This window comes from Pantoea ananatis PA13 (assembly GCF_000233595.1).
Lineage (GTDB): Bacteria > Pseudomonadota > Gammaproteobacteria > Enterobacterales > Enterobacteriaceae > Pantoea > Pantoea ananatis.
In genome coordinates, this window is sequence record NC_017554.1 from 2223084 (window position 1) to 2245148 (window position 22065).

23 protein-coding genes and 1 pseudogene are annotated in these 22065 nt (G+C 53.6%); 16 read left to right on the plus strand and 8 right to left on the minus strand.

The window, feature by feature from the left end:
* Positions 1 to 40: 40 nt before the first annotated feature.
* Both araD and PAGR_RS10510 read left to right on the plus strand, forming a co-directional pair.
* Positions 41 to 739: an L-ribulose-5-phosphate 4-epimerase gene (gene araD / locus PAGR_RS10505; RefSeq protein WP_014593801.1), complete on the plus strand. Its 699-nt coding sequence runs from the start codon at positions 41 to 43 to the stop codon at positions 737 to 739.
* A 271-nt stretch (positions 740 to 1010) separates the two neighbouring features.
* The gene (locus PAGR_RS10510) at positions 1011 to 1877 is read left to right on the plus strand and encodes a crotonase/enoyl-CoA hydratase family protein (RefSeq protein ID WP_013025921.1); all 867 of its coding nucleotides are present in this window, start codon (positions 1011 to 1013) and stop codon (positions 1875 to 1877) included.
* A gap of 4 nt (positions 1878 to 1881) precedes the next feature.
* On the opposite strand, the gene pdeR is transcribed toward PAGR_RS10510, so the two are convergent.
* The 5 genes from pdeR to PAGR_RS10535 all read right to left on the minus strand — a co-directional run bounded on the left by pdeR (position 1882) and on the right by PAGR_RS10535 (position 10913).
* Positions 1882 to 3867 (minus strand): cyclic di-GMP phosphodiesterase, encoded by a 1986-nt coding sequence (gene pdeR / locus PAGR_RS10515; protein WP_014605742.1) that lies wholly within the window; start codon positions 3865 to 3867, stop codon positions 1882 to 1884.
* A 156-nt stretch (positions 3868 to 4023) separates the two neighbouring features.
* On the minus strand, positions 4024 to 4314 hold the full coding sequence (locus tag PAGR_RS10520; RefSeq protein ID WP_014605743.1) for a YbdD/YjiX family protein: 291 nt from the start codon (positions 4312 to 4314) through the stop codon (positions 4024 to 4026).
* Positions 4307 to 6373, minus strand: a complete 2067-nt coding sequence (locus PAGR_RS10525) for a carbon starvation CstA family protein (RefSeq protein ID WP_013025918.1) — start codon at positions 6371 to 6373, stop codon at positions 4307 to 4309. The genes PAGR_RS10520 and PAGR_RS10525 overlap by 8 nt, the downstream gene beginning before the upstream one ends.
* 190 nt (positions 6374 to 6563) lie before the next feature.
* Positions 6564 to 8498, minus strand: a complete 1935-nt coding sequence (locus PAGR_RS10530; protein ID WP_014593800.1) for an exoribonuclease II — start codon at positions 8496 to 8498, stop codon at positions 6564 to 6566.
* A gap of 111 nt (positions 8499 to 8609) precedes the next feature.
* Positions 8610 to 10913, minus strand: a complete 2304-nt coding sequence (locus PAGR_RS10535; RefSeq protein WP_026020940.1) for an FdhF/YdeP family oxidoreductase — start codon at positions 10911 to 10913, stop codon at positions 8610 to 8612.
* 250 nt (positions 10914 to 11163) lie between these two features.
* Here PAGR_RS10535 and PAGR_RS10540 point away from each other — a divergent pair, with 250 nt between their 5' ends.
* The 9 genes from PAGR_RS10540 (at position 11164) to PAGR_RS10565 (ending at position 16143) form a co-directional block, all read left to right on the plus strand.
* Positions 11164 to 12750, plus strand: a complete 1587-nt coding sequence (locus PAGR_RS10540; protein WP_013025915.1) for a PTS transporter subunit EIIC — start codon at positions 11164 to 11166, stop codon at positions 12748 to 12750.
* 256 nt (positions 12751 to 13006) lie between these two features.
* On the plus strand, positions 13007 to 13144 hold the full coding sequence (locus tag PAGR_RS23990) for a hypothetical protein (protein ID WP_014605744.1): 138 nt from the start codon (positions 13007 to 13009) through the stop codon (positions 13142 to 13144).
* 544 nt (positions 13145 to 13688) lie between these two features.
* On the plus strand, positions 13689 to 13922 hold the full coding sequence (locus PAGR_RS23135; protein ID WP_237711084.1) for a DUF1364 domain-containing protein: 234 nt from the start codon (positions 13689 to 13691) through the stop codon (positions 13920 to 13922).
* The gene (locus tag PAGR_RS10550; RefSeq protein WP_044042337.1) at positions 13919 to 14266 is read left to right on the plus strand and encodes a RusA family crossover junction endodeoxyribonuclease; all 348 of its coding nucleotides are present in this window, start codon (positions 13919 to 13921) and stop codon (positions 14264 to 14266) included. The genes PAGR_RS23135 and PAGR_RS10550 overlap by 4 nt, the downstream gene beginning before the upstream one ends.
* Positions 14267 to 14389: 123 nt before the next feature.
* Positions 14390 to 14608, plus strand: coding sequence for a hypothetical protein (locus PAGR_RS23140; protein WP_014605746.1), 219 nt, complete (start codon positions 14390 to 14392; stop codon positions 14606 to 14608).
* A gap of 4 nt (positions 14609 to 14612) precedes the next feature.
* Positions 14613 to 14750, plus strand: a complete 138-nt coding sequence (locus tag PAGR_RS22805) for a hypothetical protein (RefSeq protein ID WP_014605747.1) — start codon at positions 14613 to 14615, stop codon at positions 14748 to 14750.
* A complete protein-coding gene (locus PAGR_RS23995; protein ID WP_193372489.1) occupies positions 14747 to 14917 on the plus strand; it encodes a hypothetical protein in 171 nt (56 codons plus the stop codon). The genes PAGR_RS22805 and PAGR_RS23995 overlap by 4 nt, the downstream gene beginning before the upstream one ends.
* 198 nt (positions 14918 to 15115) lie before the next feature.
* On the plus strand, positions 15116 to 15631 hold the full coding sequence (locus PAGR_RS10560; protein WP_014605748.1) for a Rha family transcriptional regulator: 516 nt from the start codon (positions 15116 to 15118) through the stop codon (positions 15629 to 15631).
* An 86-nt stretch (positions 15632 to 15717) separates the two neighbouring features.
* Positions 15718 to 16143, plus strand: coding sequence for a hypothetical protein (locus PAGR_RS10565; RefSeq protein ID WP_044042341.1), 426 nt, complete (start codon positions 15718 to 15720; stop codon positions 16141 to 16143).
* 68 nt (positions 16144 to 16211) lie between these two features.
* Here PAGR_RS10565 and PAGR_RS10570 read toward each other — a convergent pair whose 3' ends face one another.
* Positions 16212 to 16547 carry a hypothetical protein gene (locus PAGR_RS10570; RefSeq protein WP_151243570.1) on the minus strand — a complete coding sequence of 112 codons (336 nt, stop codon included), beginning with the start codon at positions 16545 to 16547 and terminating at the stop codon, positions 16212 to 16214.
* Between PAGR_RS10570 and PAGR_RS10580 the strand changes: the two genes are divergently transcribed.
* Positions 16546 to 17571, plus strand: coding sequence for a terminase small subunit (locus PAGR_RS10580; protein WP_014605749.1), 1026 nt, complete (start codon positions 16546 to 16548; stop codon positions 17569 to 17571). The genes PAGR_RS10570 and PAGR_RS10580 overlap by 2 nt on opposite strands.
* Here PAGR_RS10580 and PAGR_RS10585 read toward each other — a convergent pair.
* The gene (locus PAGR_RS10585; RefSeq protein ID WP_044042345.1) at positions 17568 to 17771 is read right to left on the minus strand and encodes a hypothetical protein; all 204 of its coding nucleotides are present in this window, start codon (positions 17769 to 17771) and stop codon (positions 17568 to 17570) included. The two genes, PAGR_RS10580 and PAGR_RS10585, sit on opposite strands and share 4 nt — an antisense overlap.
* Before the next feature lie 54 nt (positions 17772 to 17825).
* Here PAGR_RS10585 and PAGR_RS10590 point away from each other — a divergent pair, with 54 nt between their 5' ends.
* From PAGR_RS10590 to PAGR_RS10605, 4 genes and pseudogenes are all read left to right on the plus strand, one after another.
* Positions 17826 to 19022, plus strand: a complete 1197-nt coding sequence (locus tag PAGR_RS10590; RefSeq protein WP_014605750.1) for a hypothetical protein — start codon at positions 17826 to 17828, stop codon at positions 19020 to 19022.
* A 3-nt stretch (positions 19023 to 19025) separates the two neighbouring features.
* The gene (locus PAGR_RS10595; protein ID WP_014605751.1) at positions 19026 to 19466 is read left to right on the plus strand and encodes a hypothetical protein; all 441 of its coding nucleotides are present in this window, start codon (positions 19026 to 19028) and stop codon (positions 19464 to 19466) included.
* A 10-nt stretch (positions 19467 to 19476) separates the two neighbouring features.
* Positions 19477 to 19818 (plus strand): annotated as a pseudogene (locus tag PAGR_RS10600) (major capsid protein); the annotation flags it as partial.
* Between the two features lie 150 nt (positions 19819 to 19968).
* On the plus strand, positions 19969 to 20865 hold the full coding sequence (locus PAGR_RS10605; RefSeq protein ID WP_044042346.1) for a LysR family transcriptional regulator: 897 nt from the start codon (positions 19969 to 19971) through the stop codon (positions 20863 to 20865).
* On the opposite strand, the gene PAGR_RS10610 is transcribed toward PAGR_RS10605, so the two are convergent.
* Positions 20862 to 21977, minus strand: a complete 1116-nt coding sequence (locus PAGR_RS10610; protein ID WP_014605754.1) for a carboxymuconolactone decarboxylase family protein — start codon at positions 21975 to 21977, stop codon at positions 20862 to 20864. The genes PAGR_RS10605 and PAGR_RS10610 overlap by 4 nt on opposite strands.
* Between the last annotated feature and the right edge of the window lie 88 nt (positions 21978 to 22065).

A 22065-nucleotide genomic window follows, 5' to 3' on the forward strand; every position in this document is an offset into this window, starting at 1 on the left:
CTCCGCACACTATGAAAACCCTTCTCAGCAGGAGAAAAAAATGCTGGAGCACCTTAAACAACAGGTCCTGGAAGCCAACCTGGATCTCCCCAAATACAACCTTGTCACCTTCACATGGGGAAACGTCAGCGCGATTGACCGTGAGCAAGGTCTGTTAGTGATTAAACCTTCTGGCGTCAGTTACGATGTCATGAAAGTGGAGGACATGGTGGTGGTCAACCTGGCGACCGGCGAGGTGGTGGAAGGCGAAAAACGGCCTTCATCCGATACGGCTACGCACCGGGCACTCTACCTGGCCTGGCCTGAGGTTGGCGGAATCGTCCATACGCATTCACGTCATGCCACCATCTGGGCGCAGGCCGGACGTGCCATCCCCGCGTGGGGCACCACCCACGCGGACGACTTTTACGGTGAGATTCCCTGCACCCGAGCCATGCGCGATGAAGAAATCAAAAATCAGTATGAGTGGAATACGGGGGAGGTGATCATTGAAACCTTCGCCGAGCGCGGACTTTCTCCTTCGGCCATTCCTGCCGTGCTGGTGAATTCTCACGGGCCTTTCGCCTGGGGCAAAGACGCACATGCGGCCGTCCACAGTGCAGTGGTACTGGAAGAAGTGGCTTACATGGGATTGTTTAGCCAGCAGCTCACGGCCGGGCTGCCTCCCATTCAGCAGACCCTGCTTGATCTGCACTATTTGCGCAAACACGGTGAAAATGCCTGGTACGGCCAGAAATAATGCCTGGGGCGCAGCGGTGCCTGCGTCCCGAAATGGCTAGTGATGAGCGAGCCTTAAGGGAAGGATAGTCCCATCAATGCTGGTTATCGGTTCGCGCCTTTCTGTGGTAAAGGCTGGGTATATCAAGAAAGTCTACTAATCATTTAAAGGTGGTGCATCGGGGATCACTCTGGAATTTATGTTGTAAATCAATCTCTCATTTGGTCTGGCCTCACTCTGGATTAGGCTGATGTGGCGTAATTAGCGCATCAAAATAATAGAGGATGAGACAATGACCGTGATTAACCAACCCACATGCAGACTGTTTTCCGAAGCCGGACAAACCACGCAGTTAGTTGCCTATTACGAGGAAGGACGTCGCACCATGTGGATGATGTTGCGCGCCCAGCCACGACCCAGTTTTAATCATGAGTTGATTGAAGAGATCATGAATCTGAGTTACACGGCGCAGCGATCGGGCTTACCTATCGACTTCTGGGTCACCGGCTCGTTAGTCCCACAAATGTTTAATGCCGGTGGCGATCTGCGCTTTTTTGTGGAATGTATCCGCAACAACCGGCGCGAAGCGTTACGTGCTTATGCCCGTGCCTGCGTTGACTGCATCCACTCGGCGGCGCGCGGATTTGACACCGGCGCGGTAACGCTGGCGATGATTGAAGGCAGTGCGTTAGGCGGCGGTTTTGAAGCCGCGCTTGCCCATCACTTTATTCTGGCGCAAAACAATGCGCGGATGGGTTTTCCGGAAATCGCCTTTAACCTGTTTCCCGGAATGGGCGGCTACTCATTAGTCGCGCGGCGTTCGGGCATGAAACTGGCTGAAGAGCTGATTATGGAAGGCGAATCGCACAGTGCCGAATGGTATGAAACCCGTGGTCTGGTCGATAAGGTTTTCCAGCCGGGCGACAGCTACCGCGCCACCCGCACCTTTATCGATACGCTGCGACCTAAGCTCAATGGCGTACGCGCCATGCTAAAGGCGCGCCAGCGGGTACTGCAGCTATCACGCGCGGAACTGATGGATATCACCGAGGACTGGGTAGATTACGCATTCACGCTTGAAGCGAAGGATATTGCCTATATGGAACGTTTAGTCCAGTTACAGAACCGCCACAGCGCATCACTGCGTAAAGCGGGTTAGATAATTACACGCGGGCAGGATGCTGAGCCAGCCAGTGCCCAAACTGATCGGCGGGCATTGGTTTTGCGTAAAAATAGCCTTGCCGCCCATCGACGCCGCTTTTTAACACAAAGGCTTCTTCATCGACGGTTTCAATACCTTCGGCAATCACCTGCAAATCAAGCGCCTTCGCTACCGCAACAATCGCCCTGACGAGTGACTGAGAAACGGGACGTTTATTCACATTACGGATAAAGCTTTGATCCAGTTTAATAGCATTAATAGGAACGCGCGCCAGCTGTGAAAGGGAGGAATAACCGGTGCCAAAGTCATCAAGGTGAATCTGGGCACCCAGTTCCTGAAATTTACGCATCAGCTTGAGCGCTTCGGCTTCATTCTCAATCAGGCAGCTTTCCGTCAGTTCGATATCCACCGGGCACTCGGTTAAACCGGCATCCGTCAGGGCTTGTTTCAGGTCACTGTAGATTGTCTGGTCGAGTAACTGGCGCGCCGAGACATTAACCGCGACGCGCAGATAAATATTCTGCTCCCGCCAGGCAATAATTTGCTTCAGCACGTTAAGCATGACCCAGCGACCCAGTGGCACGATCAGCCCGGATTCTTCCGCGTAGGGAATAAATTCCCCGGGTGAAACCAGCCCGCGCTCGGGTGAGTTCCAGCGAACCAGCGCTTCCGCACTGCGCACTTTACCGTCAGCATCCACTTTGGGCTGGTAGTGCACTAATAAATGGTCTTGCTCCAGCGCTTTACGCAGGTTGGTGTCGAGCCAGAGATATTCAAAAACCCGGCGGTTCATCTCTTCGGCAAAAACACAATAGCTGCCACGGTTGTTCTCTTTGGCGTGATACATCGCCGTATCAGCGTTACGAATCAGACACTCACGGTCCTCTCCATGTAGCGGGGCCAGGGCGATCCCGACGGAGCAGCCGCTGTAAACCTCGATGAGGCCGATGCGGAAAGGCTGACGCAGGCGATCGAGAATGCGCGTAGCCATTGCTTCCAGCGCAGCCTGACTGGTGTGCTCAGCCAGCACCACAAACTCGTCACCGCCCAGCCGTCCAAGCGTCTGGTTCTTGCTCAGACAGCTCAGAATCGCCAGGGAAACGGCCTGCAACAGTTGATCGCCGAACATATGACCGTAGGCATCATTCACTTTTTTGAAATTATCTAAATCCAGGTAGACCACGCCGGTTTCACTTCCCTCAGCCCGCTCCAGCGCATGGCTGATTTGCTGGTGAATCGCGTGGCGATTGGGCAGGCCAGTGATGCCATCCGTGTTAGCCATCACGCGCAGGCGCTCCTGCGCACGGCGTTCTTCCGTAATATCCGTTCCTGAACAGATGAGGAAAATTTCATTTTTACCGCTGCCACTGTGAACAAACTTATTACGAAAAAGAAACAGTCGCTGTCCTTTCATCGTCTTGATCCAGCGTTCCACTTCGTAGGAATTTCCATCGCGAAAGAACCCTGCGATGTTCCTGCGTGAGGCCGCGGCTTCCTGTTTGGTCATAAACAGCTGGAAAACATTACGGCCGATCACATCCTGTTCATACAGGCCGGTATACTCTTCGCTGAGGCGGTTAAAGCGTTGAATGTTGCCGCGCTGATCAAGGATAACGATGACCGAGTTGGCCTCCGACACGACCTGTTCAGCAAATGACAGGCCCAGCGTCAGATCGCGCGCCACCGCCGACGTATCGCCCCATGCCGAAGCGGTGCCCGCCCACACGGACTGGTTGATCCGCCGGCCAACAAAATGCATGGCGACCTGCTCGCCGTGAATCGTTAACGTCAGATTAATACTGGAAGTAATAACGGGCATCGCGCGCAATAAACTGCACTGGCCGGGCGTCAGTGGCACAGCAACGCTGGTGTTCGATGATTCATCTAAGGCAAAAAGCAGCGCATCACTGTCTGCGGTTAATCGCCAATGAGGGCTGGTTGTACCAAACAAGGTATACAACAACGATTGCCCTTGTTCATCGGTCATGGTCACTCCCTCCAGGAAGTACATTGCTGGCGTTATCTCGTTATTTTAGCAACAGTATTCATCAACTGACGCCAGCACAAGACGAAACTGTATTTATTTTGCTTTCCAGAAAAAACGGGCAGAAAAAACCCCGCCGAAGCGGGGCACACTTTCTGTTCAGCACGGACATTTTCCCAGCTTACCGGCCTGGCTGGGGAAGCGGGCATCCAGACAATAACGATGAAAGTCCCGCTCGCTCATCGGCGCAATGTCAGGATGATGTTGCCGCATATGCTGCAGGTATTTCGGGTAATCCTGCACGCCGACCATCAAACGAAAACTTTGCTGAAGTCCCTGCCACAGCGCTCGCCAGCGAAAACCCACGGGTTTTGGCCTGGAAAGCAACGTGCAGCGCATTATATGCCAGCGACCCTGTGGGCGCGCTACGCGATGGATGCTGTCAACCATGACGAAGCTCCTTACGTAAGGATATGTCTGACTCATGCGTAGTGGGCACATCGCTACGCAGCGCGCGACGAATGACAAAGAAGGCCGCAATCAGCATCGTAACGGCAACCAGCATAAAGAACCCGCACAGGGCAGCATTAATCTGGTTACTGAATACGATGGTTTGCATATCGGCCACGGTTTTCGCGGGGGCGATGATCACGCCATCATCCAGGCCTTTTCGGAATTTATTGGCCTGAGCAAGAAAACCAATTGACGGTTTTTCGTGGAAAATTTTTTGCCAACCCGCTGTCATCGACGTAATAAACAGCCAGATAGTGGGCAGAATCGTCACCCACGCATAGCGCTGCTTTTTCATCTTAAACAGCACGACCGTGCCCAGAATCAGCGCCATCGATGCCAGCATCTGATTACCAATACCAAACAGTGGCCACAACGTGTTAATCCCGCCCAGAGGATCGATCACGCCCTGATAAACGAAGAAACCCCAACCTGCGACGGCGACGGTCGTGCCGGAAAGGTTGCCGAGCCATGAGCGGTTATTGGCCAGTGAAGGCACAACCGTACCGACCAGATCCTGCACCATAAACCGGCAAGCGCGCGTACCGGCATCCACGGCGGTTAAGATAAACAAGGCTTCAAATAAGATGGCAAAGTGATACCAGAAGGCCATCATCGCGCGGCTGTTGAACACCTCCGTAATGATGTGCGCCATGCCGACCGCAAAGGTTGGCGCGCCCCCGGCGCGTGACAGAATTGAGGCTTCTCCCACGTCTCTGGCGATACCGCTTAACATTTCAGGTGTGACGACAAAGCCCCAGCCGTTAATCACCTGAGCGGCATTTTCTACCGTAGTGCCAATCAGTGCAGCAGGGGCGTTCATCGCAAAGTAAACGCCTGGGTCCAGCACGGAGGCGCATATCAGCGCCATGATTGCCACAAACGACTCCATCAGCATCGCGCCGTAACCGATAAAGCGAATATGGCTTTCACGCTCAATCAGCTTCGGCGTGGTGCCGCTGGAGACCAGCGCATGGAAGCCGGAGATGGCGCCACAGGCAATGGTGATAAACAGGAACGGGAACAGGGCGCCGGAAAAAACCGGGCCTGAGCCATCAATAAATTTGGTCACAGCGGGCATTTTCAGTTCTGGCATGGCAAAGACGATGCCAACGGCCAGCCCGACAATTACGCCGATTTTCAGGAAAGTAGACAGGTAATCTCTGGGAGCCAGCAGCAGCCAGACCGGCAGCACCGAGGCGATAAAACCATAGATGACCAGTACCCAGGTCAGAGAGGTGCCTTTCAGTGTGAAGAACGGGCCCCAGTAAGGATGCTGAGCCACATCACCACCGTAGATAATGGCCGCCATCATCAGCACAAAACCGATCAAGGAGACTTCGGCGATCTTACCCGGGCGCAGAAAGCGCATGTAAATGCCCATAAACAGGGCGATAGGAATCGTTGCTGCAATGGTGAACAGCCCCCACGGGCTGTTCGCAAGGGCTTTAACCACCACCAGCGCCAGCGCGGAGAGAATGATGATCATCACGCCCAGCGCACCCAGCATGGTAATAACCCCGGCAAAGGCGCCCAGCTCCTGACGGGCCATTTCACCTAAGGAACGGCCGTCACGTCGCGTAGAGATAAACAGGATCAGAAAGTCCTGCACCGCGCCCGCCATCATAACCCCAATCAGGATCCAGATCGTGCCTGGCAGAAAGCCCATCTGGGCCGCCAGAATAGGGCCGACCAGCGGCCCGGCGCCCGCGATCGCCGCAAAGTGGTGACCGAACAGCACCCACTTATTGGTGGGAACATAGTCAAGACCATCGCTGAGGCGCTCGGCGGGGGTAAGACGGCGATCGTCCAGTTCAAAAATGTTGCGGGCGATAAACAGGCTGTAAAAACGATAAGCGATGCTGTAACAGGCTACGGCGGCAATCACCAGCCAGACTGCGTTGACGTGCTCGCCGCGGTTAAGCGCCAGCATCGCGAACGCACCCGCGCCAATTAACGCCACTGCCAGCCAGAGCACGCCGTTTTTGACGTTCTTCATAACTCACTCCTTGTAGAGACCGAATGGAAGGCGATCGGATACAACGAGCTAACGTTAATGTAATGTAATGTAAGTGGAAGTTAATAAAGATAAAACTGTGAAGCGTGGAGCAAATTTAACGCGAAGATACAGGGGCCGGCGGAGGAAAAAAGACCGTCGGAGCAGGCTGTGCTGTCCCGACGGTGGTGTCTTAGGCGGCAGGGCGTGCAACAACGCTGCGTGTTTCCATGCGAACTTCCGCAATGGTCACGTCAATCACGTCGGATACGCGGTAAACCACGTCACCTTTAATCTGTACCGTACCGCTTTCCTGGCTGCACACCAGCTCATCGCGCACGGCATGCAGGAACGGCGCAGGAATAAACGCGACGGCGCCATTTTCCAGCAGACGGACGCGCATGCCACCACGCGATACATCAATAATTTCTGCGCTAAACTTGCGGTCAGTTGCGGCAAACGGCGACAGATAGCGGGCATAGAGCCAGTCACCCACGTCGCGCTCGGCCATGCGGTTTAGACGACGACGCTCGCTCATGGTGACTGTCAGCGCATCGTCCGGACGGCCGATGGGTTCGCCGCGCACGATCGCCTTCAGCAGACGATGGTTGATCATATCGCCAAACTTACGAATCGGTGAGGTCCAGGTGGCATAGGCTTCCAGCCCCAAACCAAAGTGCGGGCCCGGCTCGGTGGTGATCTCTGCATAGGTCTGGAAACGACGAATGCGGCTGTCAAGGAACTGAGTAGGCTGCGCATCCAGCTCACGACGCAGTACGCGGAAACCGTCGAGCGTGGTGATAGCCTGCGGATCGGCCGTGATGCCGTGAGTTGCCAGGACAGCGGCGGCCTGTTCGGCGTTTGCTGCGTCAAAACCGGCATGGACGTTGTAGATACCAAAGCCCAGCTTTTCGCGCAGGACGTTGGCGGCACAGATGTTCGCCAGAATCATCGCTTCTTCAACCATCCGGTTCGCTATGCGGCGCGGTTCTGCGACGATTTCCAGCACTTCGCCTTTTTCGCCCAGCAGGAAACGATAGTCCGGGCGATCTTTAAACACCAGCGCGTGGTTTTGACGCCACTCGGCGCGTGACAGGCACAGGCGGTGCAGCAGACGAATCTGGTCAGCAATCGCGTCGCTCTGTGGTTGCCATTCGCCACTGTTTTCCAGCCAGTCTGAAACCTCGTCGTACACCAGCTTGGCTTTGGACTCGATCCAGGCCGCAAAGAACTGCACATCGTCCGCCAGGCTTCCATCCTGAGCCACGGTCACGCGGCAGGCCAGAACCGGCCGACGCACGTCAGGGCGCAGCGAGCAGACATCGTCAGACAGCTCGCGCGGCAGCATGGGAATATTGAAGCCCGGCAGGTAGTTGGTAAAGGCACGCTGCGCCGCCAGCTTATCCAGCTCGCTGCCTTCGGCAACATAAGCGGTCGGATCGGCAATGGCGATAGTGAGACGCAGGGCGCCATCGTCCAGCGCTTCAGCATACAGCGCATCGTCCATATCTTCCGTGCTGGCGCTGTCTATGGTCACAAAATCCAGCGCGGTCAGGTCTTCACGCGTCAGGCTTTCGTCCAGCATCTCGCCAAAGCCGATTTCTGGCGCTTCACGCTCCAGATTATGACGTGACAGTGTCACCCACCACGGTGCAAGGTGGTCGTCGGCTTTAACGATAAATTCGGTGAGTTCGGCATAAAAGCCACGGTCGCCTTTTAAGGGATGGCGACGCATTTCTGCCACGGCCCAGTCGCCGTTCTGGAAATCATGGCTCAGTCCACGGACCGGACGACACTGAATCGCGTCTTTGAGCAGAGGATGATCGGGCACGATAGAAAGGCGGTCATCTTTTTTCTGCACGCGGCCAACAAAACGGCTCAGAAAGGGCTCGACCAGCGTTTCAGGCTCGGCACTTTCGCGATCTTTATCGCTGTGGACGATGGCAACGATACGGTCGCCATGCATCACTTTTTTCATCTGTGGCGGCGGGATGAAATAACTTTTCTGTGCATCGACTTCCAGAAAGCCGAATCCCTTTTCGGTGCCTTTAACAACGCCTTCTGCACGAGGCGTTTGCGAGTGAAGCTTCTCTTTAAGCTGCGCAAGCAGCGGATTATCCTGGAACATGATTTTTACGTTTCGTGGCCTAATAGCGGCTGACAGTTTTACGCGAATCGGGGTCTCGCGGCAAGGCAAAAAGCCGGACGAACCGGCTTTTTGCCTGGAGAAAAACCTGAATCAGGCGATGCGTTGGGTTGCCAGCGCCTGCGTCAGTTCGAGCTTAACCGGCACGGATTTTGAGGTGGGCGTGCCGCTGATATCACCGAAGCTGTTTAACGGAACCAGCGGGTTGGTTTCAGGATAGTAGGCGGCCAGGTTGCCGCGAGGAATGTTATAAGGCACCAGCTTAAAGCCGCTGACGCGACGCGTGACGCCATCATTCCACAGCGTTTCGATATCCACATTCTGCCCTTCGCTGAACCCTAATTCAGCCATGTCATCGGGGTTGATAAAGACGACTTCGCGCTGACCGTAAACGCCGCGATAGCGGTCGTCAAGACCGTAAATCGTCGTGTTGTACTGATCGTGCGAACGCAGCGTTTGCAGCGTGAAGGGCACGTCCTGATCCAACTGCGGAAACAGCGAGTGGGGCAGCGCAGCAGGGCTAAACTCAGCCTTGCCTGTCGGCGTATTAAAACGCAGTTCTGCCGCCGCGTTGCCAAGATAGAACCCGCCAGGCTGATCGCATTTGGTATTGAAGTCGGCAAAACCCGGAATCGTTGCCGCGATATGATCGCGAATCAGGTTGTAATCCGCCGCCAGATCTAACCACTTCACCTTGTCATCACCGAGAACCGCGTGAGCAATACTCGCCACAATTGAGGTTTCAGAACGCTGCGTCTCCGCCAACGGAATCCCAACGCCTTCAGAGGCATGAACCATGCTGAAGGAGTCTTCGACCGTAATGAACTGGTTACCCGTAGCCTGCAGATCGCGCTCGGTGCGGCCCAGCGTAGGCAGAATCAGTCCTTCATGACCCGGCACGAGGTGGCTGCGGTTAAGCTTGGTGCTGATGTGCACCGTCAGACCACAGCGGGACAAGGCTTCTTCGGTGCGCGGAGAATCCGGTGCCGCCGCTGCGAGGTTGCCCCCGAGCGCGATAAGCACTTTGATTTCATCACGCAGCATGGCGTTGAGCGCTTCAACAGTATTGTGGCCTGCAGCACGCGGGGGTTCGAAGCCAAAGTGCTGACCCAGCGCGTCGAGGAAAGGCTTAGCCGGTTTTTCATCAATGCCCATGGTGCGGTTACCCTGAACATTACTGTGACCGCGAACAGGACACAGGCCCGCCCCTTTTTTGCCTAACTGCCCAAACAGCAGCTGCAGGTTGGTGATTTCACGCACGGTATCAACCGAGTGCTTGTGTTGGGTGATGCCCATCGCCCAGGTGCAAATAACCCGATCGGCACTCTGATAAATTGCCGCCGCTTCGCGGATTTGTGCCTCTGTCAGGCCGGACTGCGCCACAATCTGCATCCAGTCGGTGTTATCAACCGCATCAAAATAGGCCTCAACGCCATGGGTTTTGGCATTCAGGAAAGCCTGGTCGAACAGGCCGCTTTCGCCTGCCGCAAGGCGTGCACGATGCGTTTCCAGCAGGGCTTTCACCATGCCGCGAACGGCAGCCATATCACCGCCCAGATGCGGCTGGTAATAGGCAGAGCTGATGGTGCCCGCTTTAGACGTGACAATTTCCAGCGGCTTTTGCGGATCGGCAAAACGTTCCAGACCGCGCTCGCGTAGCGTGTTAAAGGTCACGATTTTTGCGCCATGGTCGGCGGCGTGACGCAGGCTGTGCAGCATGCGCGGATGGTTTGTCCCTGGATTTTGGCCAAAGACAAAAATGGCATCGGCATGGTCAAAATCGTCAAGACGGATGGTGCCTTTACCCACGCCGATGCTGCGTTTCAGGCCCGCACCGCTTGCCTCGTGACACATATTGGAGCAGTCCGGGAAGTTATTGGTGCCCAACATGCGGCCGAACAGCTGATAAAGCCAGGAGGCTTCATTACTGGCGCGACCAGAGGTGTATAGCTCCATCTGATCCGGGTTATCCATCGCTTTAATATGTTGTGCGATGAGCGCAAAGGCATCATCCCAGCTGATGGGTTCGTAATGATCGCTTTCGGCGTTGTAGCGCAACGGATGTGTCAGGCGGCCCTGATATTCCAGAAAATAGTCGCTTTGTGCATACAGGGTTGCCACGCTGTGTTTGGCAAAAAAGTCGGTATCAACAACGCGGCGCGTGGCTTCCCAGGTGACGGCTTTCGCACCGTTTTCGCAGAAGCTAAAGGTACTTTTATTGTCATCGCCCCAGGCACAGCCCGGGCAGTCGAAGCCGCGTGCTTTGTTCATGCGCATGAGGTTACGCAAATTTTTCAGCGCAGCTTTACTGTCGAAAACAAAACGTGTGGTGGCTTCCAGTGAACCCCAGCCGCCCGCTGCGGCACGGTATGGCTTAATTTGACGCTTAAATTTCATCATGTGTGCAGGCTTATTTTTATGTTGGACGAATGTTGCAAGGATATATCCTGATGGTAAAGATTAGTGTGCTATTCACGACAAAGCTTGTCTAATTGATTGGCTTAATGGTGCGATAGCTGGCGTTTATCGTGGGGCACGCCAAGTGTGATGGTGTTCATGTTTTACCTTTTCGTAACCTTGCCATAACGGGTGTTATCGGCACATCGCGCTAATACTTGCTGTTTAAAACAGAAAAGGGCGCGACACCATGAAACAACTGACCAGCCAGATCCATGCGTTTGGCAAGGCGTTGATGATGCCGATTTCGGTGATTGCGGCGGCCGGCATCTTTCTGGGGCTGGCAGCCGCCATGCAGAATCCCGCCGTCACCGGTGAAGCCTTCGCACAGATGCAGGTTGCCCAGCTTATCATCGGGTTTATTCGCAAAGTCGCAGGCGCGCTCTTTGCTAATCTGCCGCTGTTCTTTGCCGTGGCCAGCGCCATCGGGCTGGCAAAAGCGGAAAAGCCGACGGCAGCCTTTGCCGCAGTTATCGGCTATATCGCCATGAATGTCGGCATTAACGCCACGCTGGCCGCCAGGGGCATTACCGCCGCCACGACCACACCTCAGGCGCTGCAGCAGGCCGGAATGGATCAAACCACGGCCATGATGACCTCGGCGGAATATATCCAGATGCTGGGCATTTTCACCTATAACATGAGCGTGCTGGGCGGCGTGATTGCCGGACTGCTTACCGTCATGTTGCATAACCGCTTTTATACGCAGCAGCTCCCCACAGCGATCAGTTTCTTTGGCGGACGCCGTTTTGTCCCCATCGTGACGGTGGTTTTCCTGCCGCTGATCGGCGTGCTTCTGGCGCTCGTCTGGCCCACTATCGGTGAAGGTATTGCCTGGGTAGGACAGATGATCGGTCGGAGCGGGCAGTATGGTGCGTTCCTGCTGGGCGCTTCAGAACGTATTCTGATCCCGACGGGCCTGCATCATATCCTGAATGAAACCGTGCGCTTTACGCCCATCGGCGGTATGGCCATCGTGGACGGGCAGACGATTGTTGGTGCGTTGAATATCTTCAATACCTCGCTGACCCATCCCGGGATGATTCCTGATGCGACGCTCCGCACCGCCACGCAGTTTCTGGCGCAGGGAAAAATACCGGTCATGATGTTTGGCCTGCCGGCCGCGGCCCTGGCGATCTATCACACCGCAAGGCCTGAGCATAAACAGCGCGTTAAGGCGCTGGTCATGGCCGGCGCGCTGACGTCCTTTACCACCGGGATCACCGAACCGCTGGAGTTCTGCTTTATTTTTGTTTCGCCGGTGCTCTATCTGCTGCATGCATTTCTAACGGGCCTGTCATTTATGCTGATGTCGATGCTACATCTGATGATTGGTAACGTGCAGGGCGGCATTATCGATCTGGTGGTCTTCGGCGTGCTGGGTGGCAGTAAAACCCACTGGTGGTGGACGCTGGTGCTTGGGGCAATCTACGCACCTGTTTATTACTACGCGTTTCGTTATGTGATTACGCGCATGCATGTCGAAACGCCCGGGCGGGAAACGGACGATGAAAAACCCCAGCTTGTTGAAGCCAGCGAGCGCACTAACGTGATCATCAGCGGACTGGGCGGGGCGGCCAATATAGAGGATGTCGATTGCTGCTTCACGCGTTTGCGGGTTCGCGTCAAAGACATGAAAGAAGTGGTGGATCAGACGTTAATGCGTACCGGCGCGAATGGTATTAACCGCGTGAGCGAACAGGATGTGCAGGTGATTTATGGCCCACAGGTTGAGAAAATCGCACAAGAGGTGAAATCAGCGTTGGGCGTCGGATAATCCCCCTTCACCCGGCAAAGGTGCGAGCACGGTGCCTTTGCCGTTTGTCACTCCTGTGCGTTGCCCGCCTTCCTGCTCACTGTCCACTGTCCCCTTAAAGCGCGCCTCCGCGACAATCCGTACGCTTGTAACAAACTGGTCACAATATATAAGCGGGGCTTTATGTTTCATTTTGTGAACGGGGCTTGTACTTTACCGGTAACACTCTAAGGTAAGAGGTGAAGGTCAAATACACGCAATCAAAAGGGGGTTATTAATGGCTAAACATAGTCTGATTAAAATCGTTGAAATATCAGCAATTATATTCTTTGCGCTGGTGGTGATTTATTTACTGGCTACCGGCGTCCTGTCTTCCACAGGGATTGATCACGCCTGGCCGTATCCCACGAAGTGAGTGTCGCAATACCAGGGAAACACCAATAAAAATTACAAATAATACAATGTTAAGATCAACAATAACCCCAATCTATTGCCCACATGGGGCGTTCTCCACTTGATTGTCTGATGTACCGCCGTCTTAATAGCGCTTCCACACTACGCCGCATGCACGAAACCGCAAGCGCCCGCGATCTCTTTACCACAATGCTATCTCCGACTGGCAACCTGTTAACCCATCGGCACATTGACCGCTGCTGCCGATGTCACACCATCCTCACCTCAGAGGATAAGTATCACTACGGCGCTAACTGCGAATCCTGCGAGTGCGATATCGAATGGGAGAACCATGAGCGACATAACCCAATCAAGTCAGCCTACTGGCGATGGCGCGCAATCTGCTACTGCCTGCGTTGGCTGTGGAATAAGCCTCAAACCATTCGAGGTCTACTCCTGCACCGATTGCCTCAACTTCTGGCTGATGTCAGATCCAAACGGGCTAATGGGAGAAAATGATGAGTAAGTTACGCAATGAAGCGCGGGGCAGGGAATGCTAGGTCAGGTTGCCGGGCGTGTGTAATGGTAATCCTGAAACAGTCGTGCTCGCGCATTACCGCATGGTTTGCATATGCGGAACGGGAATGAAGCCAGACGATTTATTTGGCGCATGGGCCTGTTCATCATGCCATGACGAGATAGATAGGCGCACAAGGCGCTGCGAAGTAACGGAAGCGCGCATAGCTCATTTAGAAGGTGTGATACGAACCCAGGACGCGCTACTGAGAGAGGGGAAATAGAACTACCCTGGCCTCCCGGAAACAATCACCTCTTCTCAGTGTTTCGCGGTAGAAAGATAAAAAGCAAAAAGGGAAGGGAATACACCTCAGCAGTAGCCAGACTAATCGCAGAATCAAACCAGCAATACAATCTCACCGGCAAGCTCAAAGTAAAAATCAACGCATATCCACCTACACGCGCTCGGCGTGACCTCGATAACCTTCTCAAAGCACCTCTGGACTCATTAACCCAGGCAGGCGTCATAGCTGACGATAGCCTCATTGATGACGTGCGCATGGTTCGATGCGAAGTGGTTAAAGGCGGCCGGCTGGAAGTGATCATTACCGAGATGGAGGCATCATGAAACCACTTGATCATTATCGTCTGGCTATTTACCTGCACAGCAAAAAACAGCTCGAATCCCGGCTAAACGAAATCAACGCCAAGATTGAGCGCGTACAGTATCGACCCCATCGTAGCTGCCATTATGACAGCATTCGGCATTGGTCATTCCAAAGGGAAGTCCAAAGCAGAGCAGGCAGCTGTCGATCGGGAAACCCAGACCAATATCGAATCCATGAAGGCGGCCACACAGCGCCAGACAGAAGCAGCGAAAGGAGCATCTGATGTTCAGGAAAGTGTTTCCCGTATGCCTGGCAGTGCTGTTGATGACGAGCTGCGCAAAGACTGGCTCAACAAGGGTTGAGGTAGTGGATACTGCATGTAACTGGGTAAAGCCAATCATGGTGACAGAAGCTGACATCATGACGATGGATGAGCGCACTAAGCGCGCCATCCTGACCCATAACAAGACATGGAAAGCTAACTGCCAGCAGGACGCTAAATGAGTGGTTACTCGATTTACAACATCCTTTCAGGTATCTGCATTGGCGCTTTCATTATGACGTGGATCGGCATCTGGTTCTGGTCACGTCAGGAAAGCAGGCACCGAAACGAATTGAACCGACTGCAGCAGCAGATCGTTACCGAAGTAAAGAACAGCCTACGTAAATAAAACTATGAGAGGCGCGCCGAAACCTAATGTGCCGTGCCTCTTTATCGGTCCAATAATGTTATCCACTCGCGCAATCGCATGCGCAACTCAACGAGAGCCTTTCAGTAAGCGAGCCTGAGAAAAGCCGTTATAGGTGGTGACCTCTCTCGGGCGGCTTTTCTGTGCGAACAGGCTCACTTTCTAAAAGGTAGAAACGCAATGAATAATCCGTCAGTTATTCCAGCTTTTGACTTTAGCAATATGGTTCAGGCAGTAGACAACAAGGTAGTCACAACCTCACTAAAGGTTGCCGAGTACTTTGGCAAGCGTCATAAAGATGTGCTTCGTGCTATCAGGAGCATGCAATGCTCTGATGATTTCGCCCGGCGCAATTTTGCGCCCACTGATTTCATTGATAAAAATGGCGATGTTCAGCCGATGTATAGCATTACCCGTGATGGATGCATGATGCTTGTCATGAGCTTTACTGGCAAAACTGCGATGGCTGTCAAAGAGTGCTACATCAATGCCTTTAACTGGATGGCAGAGCAACTCAATCGCCGGGAAGCAATGGGCGAGGAGCTTCAGCATCGTTATGCCATTAAAGAGACGCGCTCAAAGCTCAAAGGCACCATTGGTAGCCGGCTGATGAATGAGCGTAAGAAAGAAAAGCGAGTGCTGACACTGGAGCATGAGCAGATTATGGCAATCACTCAGCCGCAGCTTATCCAGTAATCATCACAAGGCGCATTTGCGAGTGCGCCTGACGATGAAAATAAATCATTCCATGCTACCATAAGGCATTGCTTTAAGGGGGCTTTGTGACAGTATCAGATAAAATTGCTTTATGGGGTATGATAGGCTCGTGGTTGTCTGGAGTTGGGGCTTTGGTAGCTTCGATTTTTGCATGGAAAGCACTAAGTGGTTGGCGACTTCAAGAGAAGAGAAGCGATCGTAAAGCGCTGAAAATTGCCTTGGTTAAATACCGCAACCTTATTGCCGTTATGCCCGATAAGTTAGTTCCAAGCCCAGAATTTTCACAACCAGCCCTTACAATTCAGGATGCAATGAACCAAGTTTATCAGGCAATAGTTATCTTGGAAGTTAACTTGTTACACGATGATTTGGGCAAGAAGTTTGTTGAGCTAAATGATGTGCATTCCAAATTTATGCAAGGTAAGGCACACAGAGATGATATTGCTGAAAAAGTGATAATATTTATGTCTGCAAAGTTTTTAGATTCCTGAATATGCCGCTTCTATGCGGTTTTATTTTGCCATCCCAATAAGTAGGTACATGGTGATGACATAAGTAATTAGTAATTTTTTATTGCGTCTTCTAGACTCTTAATGAACTCTGGGGGCCTGCCCGAATCTTTAGCGAAGTTTTCATACATATCATCAACACTATCGTATTCAAATTTGTATGTCTTCTCAGGATCGTTTGGTGGCGGGGGGATGATAACGCTTCCTTGATCAATAATGGGAGGTGTGGCTATTGAAGGATTTTTATCTTTGGCGGTGACTTTGATAGAGAACTCGCCATCACTATCTTCATCTTCAAACCGCTCAACTTTAATTTCATCGCCCATAACAACGCCTTCAAAAATTTTCACCCAGCCCATTTTATTTTCCTTTTGAGAGAAACTCATGGCACTCACCGACAAACAAGAAATGTTCTGTCGCGAGTACCTCATCGATTTGAACGCCACGCAAGCGGCCATTCGGGCGGGGTTCAGCGAAAAGACCGCCCGGGCATCAGGGCATGAAAACCTCACAAAACCTGACGTCCAGAGCAGAATCGCCGATCTGAAATCACAACGCAACGAGCAAGTTAATATTGATGCTGCTTATGTGTTACGTCGCTTAGTTGAGATAGATGAAATGGATGTTATGGACATCCTACTTGCTAATGGAGAACTAAAGCCGGTAATGGACTGGCCCAAAGTCTGGCGGACTAGCCTGTCAGGAATTGATGACCTGCTGCAGCGTGTTCAGATCATCCTTGATGATTATCTGCTGGAAGGAGGCAGCAACAACTTATGGGCGTTGCAGTACGTCGCTGCAGAGTATGAGCGCGGTACTCATCAGGCATTCACCAATCTGTCGGTGCAGTCGCCAATCTACGAGCAGCAGACGACGCTTCAGCAGCTTCTCAGTTCGGCTGCATACCAGAATCAGGTGGCAGCAGCGTACGTATCAACGTATAGCGACTGGCTGCTTGAGTCCGACCGGGCGCGTGGTGACCTGGCGAATGTGATAGCCGATTCGATAGGTCGTGGCATCAACCCAAAAGAAACTGCTCGCATCATCAGTAAGCGACTCGACGTCTCAATGGCGCGCGCAAAGAACATGGCGCAGACAGAGCAGGTCGGAGCGTTGCGGGAGGCTCAATGGCAGGAAACGGATTGGGCGCGTGAGCGGCTGGGGCTAAACACAGCCTTGCTGCATCTGTCTGCGTTGAAGCCTACCACTCGAACCAATCATGCTTTCTGGCATGGAAAGACGCGCACGGTTGAAGAGGTTCGCGAATGGTATAGCCGCGATGGCAACCGCTATCACTGCTACTGCAGCCAGATACCTGTTGTTCTAGATAACAATGGCATGGTGCTTAATTCAGGGTTAATAGATAGGCTCTCCTCAGAAAGAAAGAGTTGGGAGAGCTCAAAAAACTAAACTAAGGGAACAATTGCTTCGATGTGATACTCAATTGAAAAAATTGGCTTTTCGACAGTAACCACATCTGAAAGTGCAGACATAACAGCCTTGATGACTTCTCTATCAGTTAACTTTGGTTCTTTCGAAGACTCAAAGACTGCATCAAGATTCTGTTTTTTCCCATTAATAATTCCATAAAAAATCACTTTGTATTTCATCAAGTCTCCTAGTTTTTTGATAAACGCCTTTCGATAGCATAATGAGGAAGCAGCATGAAGCGCAATCGCGTTAACGTGCTGACCGTCGTCAACTCCGCTTCTAATATCACCACAGAAACCATCGACGGGAAACCACATATTGTGGTTCGCGGCATCACGCCCGTTGTAGACGATATCGTGATGAACCGGAAGTTGTACCCGGCAGCAGAGATTGGAAAAGCATACAACACGCTGGAACGTAACCCGATGCCGTTGGGGCACCCAAAGGTGGACGGTAAGCACGTATCGGCGCGCGATGTTCGCGCAGTCAACAACTACCACGTTGGCGCGTGGTTACAGAACGTGAGTCATACAGAAGGCAAGGTAACCGGCGACATGTACGTTGACCGACGTTATGCCGAGTCCAGCGATAAGGGTAAGCGCCTGATCAACCGCCTGGATGAAATGGCCGCCGGCACTAACGCTGAGCCGATTCACATATCCACCGGCCTGCTTTATTCCGGCATCGCAGTCAACGGCGAATCGAAGGGCAAGAAGTACAACGAAATCGCCACCAACATGATGTTCGACCACGTTGCTGTTCTGCTCGATGAAGCTGGCGCCGGAACGCCGGAGGAAGGCGTAGGTATTTTCGTTAACTCCGATGGCACCGAGCAGGAACTGGAAGTCGTCAACCTGTCAGAAGGCCAGTCGCCAGATATCTATTCAACGCAAGACCCCGCTCTCAAATCAATTTTTAACCAGCTAAAGGCGTTTTTCAGCGCCAACAGCAATTCCGTCAAAGAGGAAGCAAACCCGATGAAAGAAATCATCACCAATGCGCTGAAAGCGAAAGGCGTCGACGTTGAAGGTAAGTCCGATGCTGAGCTGATGGACGCTTACAACCAGATGGCCGCAGAGGATGCGACAGCGAAAGCTGCAGCTGATGAAAAGGCCAGGAAAGAGAAAGAAGAGGCTGACAAAAAGGCCAAAGAGACCGCCACCAACAGCGATGAAGCTCCGGCGTGGTTCAAGCCATTCGCCGACAAACTGAACACCATTGAAAGCGGCCTGACTATTAACGCAGATAAAGAAAAGGGTGAAAAACGAGCTGCAGTAAAGGCAAAGTTTGGCCTTGATGATCTGGCAGTTAATGCACTGGATGGCCCAGCACTTGATGGTCTATATGCGCAATGTCAGTCATCAATTGGCCTGAACGGCGCGCGCCAACAGTCAACTACTAAAAATTCATTCAGCGACATGCCGGAGTAAGAAATGGCTAAAGACGGTAAGCACGTAATCCACGCGGGCGGCATCTTTGCCAATCCGCAACTCCATCGAGAAGGTGCTGCAGCGGCTGATACCAAGCCCGGGACCATTGGCTTCTTCGATAACACAACCAAGAAGTTCACCGCATCTGTTGCCGGCAATGAGCAGGCGATCCTTTATGTAGCCAACTATGACTACCTGCGCTGCAAAACTGTCGATGACACCATCGCAGCTGGCGATTGGGTTGTTGCAATGCACCCAACGCCCGGCGTGTTCTTCAACGTACCTGCTGCAACCGGCACCTACACAAAAGGCCAACCGCTGTCGATCGCTAATGGTCGAGTAAAAGCTGTTGCAACCGACGAGTCTGTCCGCGCATACGTGGAAGAAGACCGTCCATACACCATCGCGACAGCAGGTGACCTCCTGCGCGTTGTCATTAAGTAAGGAGCACCGAATGTTTGTATTTTCCACCAAAAAGGCGACCGAGACCGGCAATCTCGCGCACAACTCTGCGCAGTTCAAGCAGCTGAGTGCTGCACGTAACGCCAGCGCACAGGCTGCCGCTGATTTCTTGGCTCGCACTCAGTGGCGCGGTGATGCAGAAGACGCGCCAGCACTCGACGCCGTGAACGCAGTTGACGACATCCGTCGTTTGTATCGCGCCTATGACCAAACTGTTTTGGCGCAATTTGAGCCGAACACCGAGTTCACGCTGCTGAATGACCTGATGCCGCTGGCACGATCTGTTCGCCTTGAAGAGTCGGTGTATGAGTACGCTCGCACCGGCGGCCGTGGCTGCCGGTTTGAAGCGGTAAAGGATTAGGCTTATGATAAATCGCTGAAGCGGCCAAAAACTCATGGTGAAATTTTATTTAGTACAGGGGTTAGTACATAAAATTTTATCCGGATAAAATAATTAACCGTAAGTCATTGGTGGTAAAAGAAAATCGATATCAAGCAGCTCATCTATTTGTGTAATCTCGAACGCGAACGCCATTTTGGTCGTGCCGCCGAAGCCAGCTTTGTCAGCCAGCCAACCTTATCGATGCGGTTAAAAAACCTGGAGCGTGAACTGGGCCTGTCGTTGATCAACCGCAGTAACAACTTTGCCGGTTTCACGCCGGAGGGCGACAGGGTGCTGGCATGGGCACGGGAAATCGTTTCGGTTTATCAGGGGCTGAAGCTGGAGGTCGAGTCGTTAAAACACGGCGTGAACGGTACGCTTCGCCTCGGTGTGGTCCCGCAGTGCAGCGTTTCGTTGGCAGAGCTGTTAAAAGCGGTGCAGGCTCGCTATCCGCAGCTGGATTACCGCATTGCCGTGTTAAGTGCCGATCAACTGCTGGACGCGCTGAACAGCCACACGGTTGATGTCGGCATTGGCTTTTTTGAAATGGCGACGCTGCGGGAACTGCATTTTCAGGCATCGCTGCTGGCGGATAGCGGCGTTGAGGCGGTTTTTCATCCCGCCCATTTCCCCCCGTTATGCGCCCATGAAATGCTTGACCTGCCAACGCTGGCGCAGCAGCCGCTGTGTCTGGCGGAGCCAACCCGTTATTTTCGCCGCTATCTGGATATGACGTTTCGCGATGCTGCGCTGGTGCCGCGCGTGGTGGTTGAAAGCGCCTCTGTCATGCAGCTGTTGCAGTGTACCCAGGTCGGTCTGGGTGTTCTGATCTCGCCACGGGGCCATTTGCTGCCTGAATCCTTACACGGCCTGGAAAAGCGCACTATTTCGATGCCAAAAATGGCGCGTCAGGCCGCGCTGGTGATCGCCGAGCCTGGCCGGGCCACGCCGCTCGCACAGCATTTTTATGACGAAGCGCGAAGCTATCTTGCCAGCTAGCTGGCTTCACCGCAGGCATAAAACAAACGGCTGTTCCAGTTGGCCAGCGCGATAGCCTGTATCACGCTGAACTGCCTGGCATGCGACCAGCCAGCTTGCGCCAGCGGTTGCAGATCGAGCGCACTGACGCGCTCTGGCTGGCGGGTGAGCTGAGCGGTTAGTGTAATGACAGCCTGCTGCTCACTGTCGGTTTTCGCCTCGTCCGCCTGACTCATTCGCTTCTCTGCATCTGCAGCATGCTGCCAAATCCAGCGGCTGCCCAGTATCCGGGCGGCGGTCGCCTCCACGCTTGCGCTTGCGCCATCTTGCAGCTGTTGACGCAGGGCAAACCAGCTTTGCAGCAGCGCAGGCGCGTGAGCCAGCAGCCAGACTGTATCTTTAAGCACCGGCGCATGCTGACACGCGGCGACAGCGGCATGTTGCGCCTCGCTGGCATAGCGCGGCTCCAGCGGCGTCAGCACAGGCTGCCACGCGCAGGGCTGGGCAAACGTCGCCACATCGGCGTCAGGAGCCGGTGACATACCCGGCATCCAGCGCACCGGCCGTTCCAGCAGAGCATGAATCCCGGCGATGACGCGCGCCTGATAGCAGACAAAGCCCACCAGATGGTTGAGTGTGACGATATCGGCTTCGCTCAGCCCTACCGCATGCAGCGCGCGGATGCTCTCCGCCGTAATTAAGGCGGGCTGCATCGCCAGCAGGCGGGCATATTGCGTAATTTGCGTCAGGCGATTGTTGCTTTCACGAGAGGAATCAGGACCCGGCAGGGGATTGAGGCGGGCGGAATAGTGGTTACACAGGCGTTGAATGCCTGCCACCTGAGCCACCGTCAAGGCGGTGCTTAGCCGGTCATACAGCGTAAGCGTATGGGTCAGTGTGGTTTCAATCTGGTCGGGAAACAGCTGGTCAACAACGTGATGGGCGATCTGTATGGCGGGCTGGTCTGCCTGAAGTAAAGGCTGAATAACGGAAGCGTCCTGTGCTAACCCCAGCAAAAACCGGTCATCGACATGGGCGGCTTCTGGAAAAAGCGGGGCAGCCTGTACGCTGCGCGGACTGGTCTGACTTTCATAAAACCAGTGGTCCTGGCCGGGATAGCGGCGTTGTTGCATCATCAGTCCTTTTGCAAAATCTGATGCGGCGCATGCGGTGATTCAGTCGCAGGCCGCAGGGCTGACTTATCGTCGCCCACGGGCAGGT

What these genes read in the sequence shown, in the direction of transcription:
- araD (WP_014593801.1), top strand. Translation starts at nt 41, where the DNA reads ATGCTGGAGCACCTTAAACAACAGGTCCTGGAAGCCAACCTGGATCTC.
- PAGR_RS10510 (WP_013025921.1), top strand. Translation starts at nt 1,011, where the DNA reads ATGACCGTGATTAACCAACCCACATGCAGACTGTTTTCCGAAGCCGGA.
- pdeR (WP_014605742.1), bottom strand. Translation starts at nt 3,867, where the DNA reads ATGACCGATGAACAAGGGCAATCGTTGTTGTATACCTTGTTTGGTACA.
- PAGR_RS10520 (WP_014605743.1), bottom strand. Translation starts at nt 4,314, where the DNA reads ATGGTTGACAGCATCCATCGCGTAGCGCGCCCACAGGGTCGCTGGCAT.
- PAGR_RS10525 (WP_013025918.1), bottom strand. Translation starts at nt 6,373, where the DNA reads ATGAAGAACGTCAAAAACGGCGTGCTCTGGCTGGCAGTGGCGTTAATT.
- PAGR_RS10530 (WP_014593800.1), bottom strand. Translation starts at nt 8,498, where the DNA reads ATGTTCCAGGATAATCCGCTGCTTGCGCAGCTTAAAGAGAAGCTTCAC.
- PAGR_RS10535 (WP_026020940.1), bottom strand. Translation starts at nt 10,913, where the DNA reads ATGAAATTTAAGCGTCAAATTAAGCCATACCGTGCCGCAGCGGGCGGC.
- PAGR_RS10540 (WP_013025915.1), top strand. Translation starts at nt 11,164, where the DNA reads ATGAAACAACTGACCAGCCAGATCCATGCGTTTGGCAAGGCGTTGATG.
- PAGR_RS23990 (WP_014605744.1), top strand. Translation starts at nt 13,007, where the DNA reads ATGGCTAAACATAGTCTGATTAAAATCGTTGAAATATCAGCAATTATA.
- PAGR_RS23140 (WP_014605746.1), top strand. Translation starts at nt 14,390, where the DNA reads ATGACAGCATTCGGCATTGGTCATTCCAAAGGGAAGTCCAAAGCAGAG.
- PAGR_RS23995 (WP_193372489.1), top strand. Translation starts at nt 14,747, where the DNA reads ATGAGTGGTTACTCGATTTACAACATCCTTTCAGGTATCTGCATTGGC.
- PAGR_RS10560 (WP_014605748.1), top strand. Translation starts at nt 15,116, where the DNA reads ATGAATAATCCGTCAGTTATTCCAGCTTTTGACTTTAGCAATATGGTT.
- PAGR_RS10580 (WP_014605749.1), top strand. Translation starts at nt 16,546, where the DNA reads ATGGCACTCACCGACAAACAAGAAATGTTCTGTCGCGAGTACCTCATC.
- PAGR_RS10570 (WP_151243570.1), bottom strand. Translation starts at nt 16,547, where the DNA reads ATGAGTTTCTCTCAAAAGGAAAATAAAATGGGCTGGGTGAAAATTTTT.
- PAGR_RS10585 (WP_044042345.1), bottom strand. Translation starts at nt 17,771, where the DNA reads ATGAAATACAAAGTGATTTTTTATGGAATTATTAATGGGAAAAAACAG.
- PAGR_RS10590 (WP_014605750.1), top strand. Translation starts at nt 17,826, where the DNA reads ATGAAGCGCAATCGCGTTAACGTGCTGACCGTCGTCAACTCCGCTTCT.
- PAGR_RS10595 (WP_014605751.1), top strand. Translation starts at nt 19,026, where the DNA reads ATGGCTAAAGACGGTAAGCACGTAATCCACGCGGGCGGCATCTTTGCC.
- PAGR_RS10610 (WP_014605754.1), bottom strand. Translation starts at nt 21,977, where the DNA reads ATGCAACAACGCCGCTATCCCGGCCAGGACCACTGGTTTTATGAAAGT.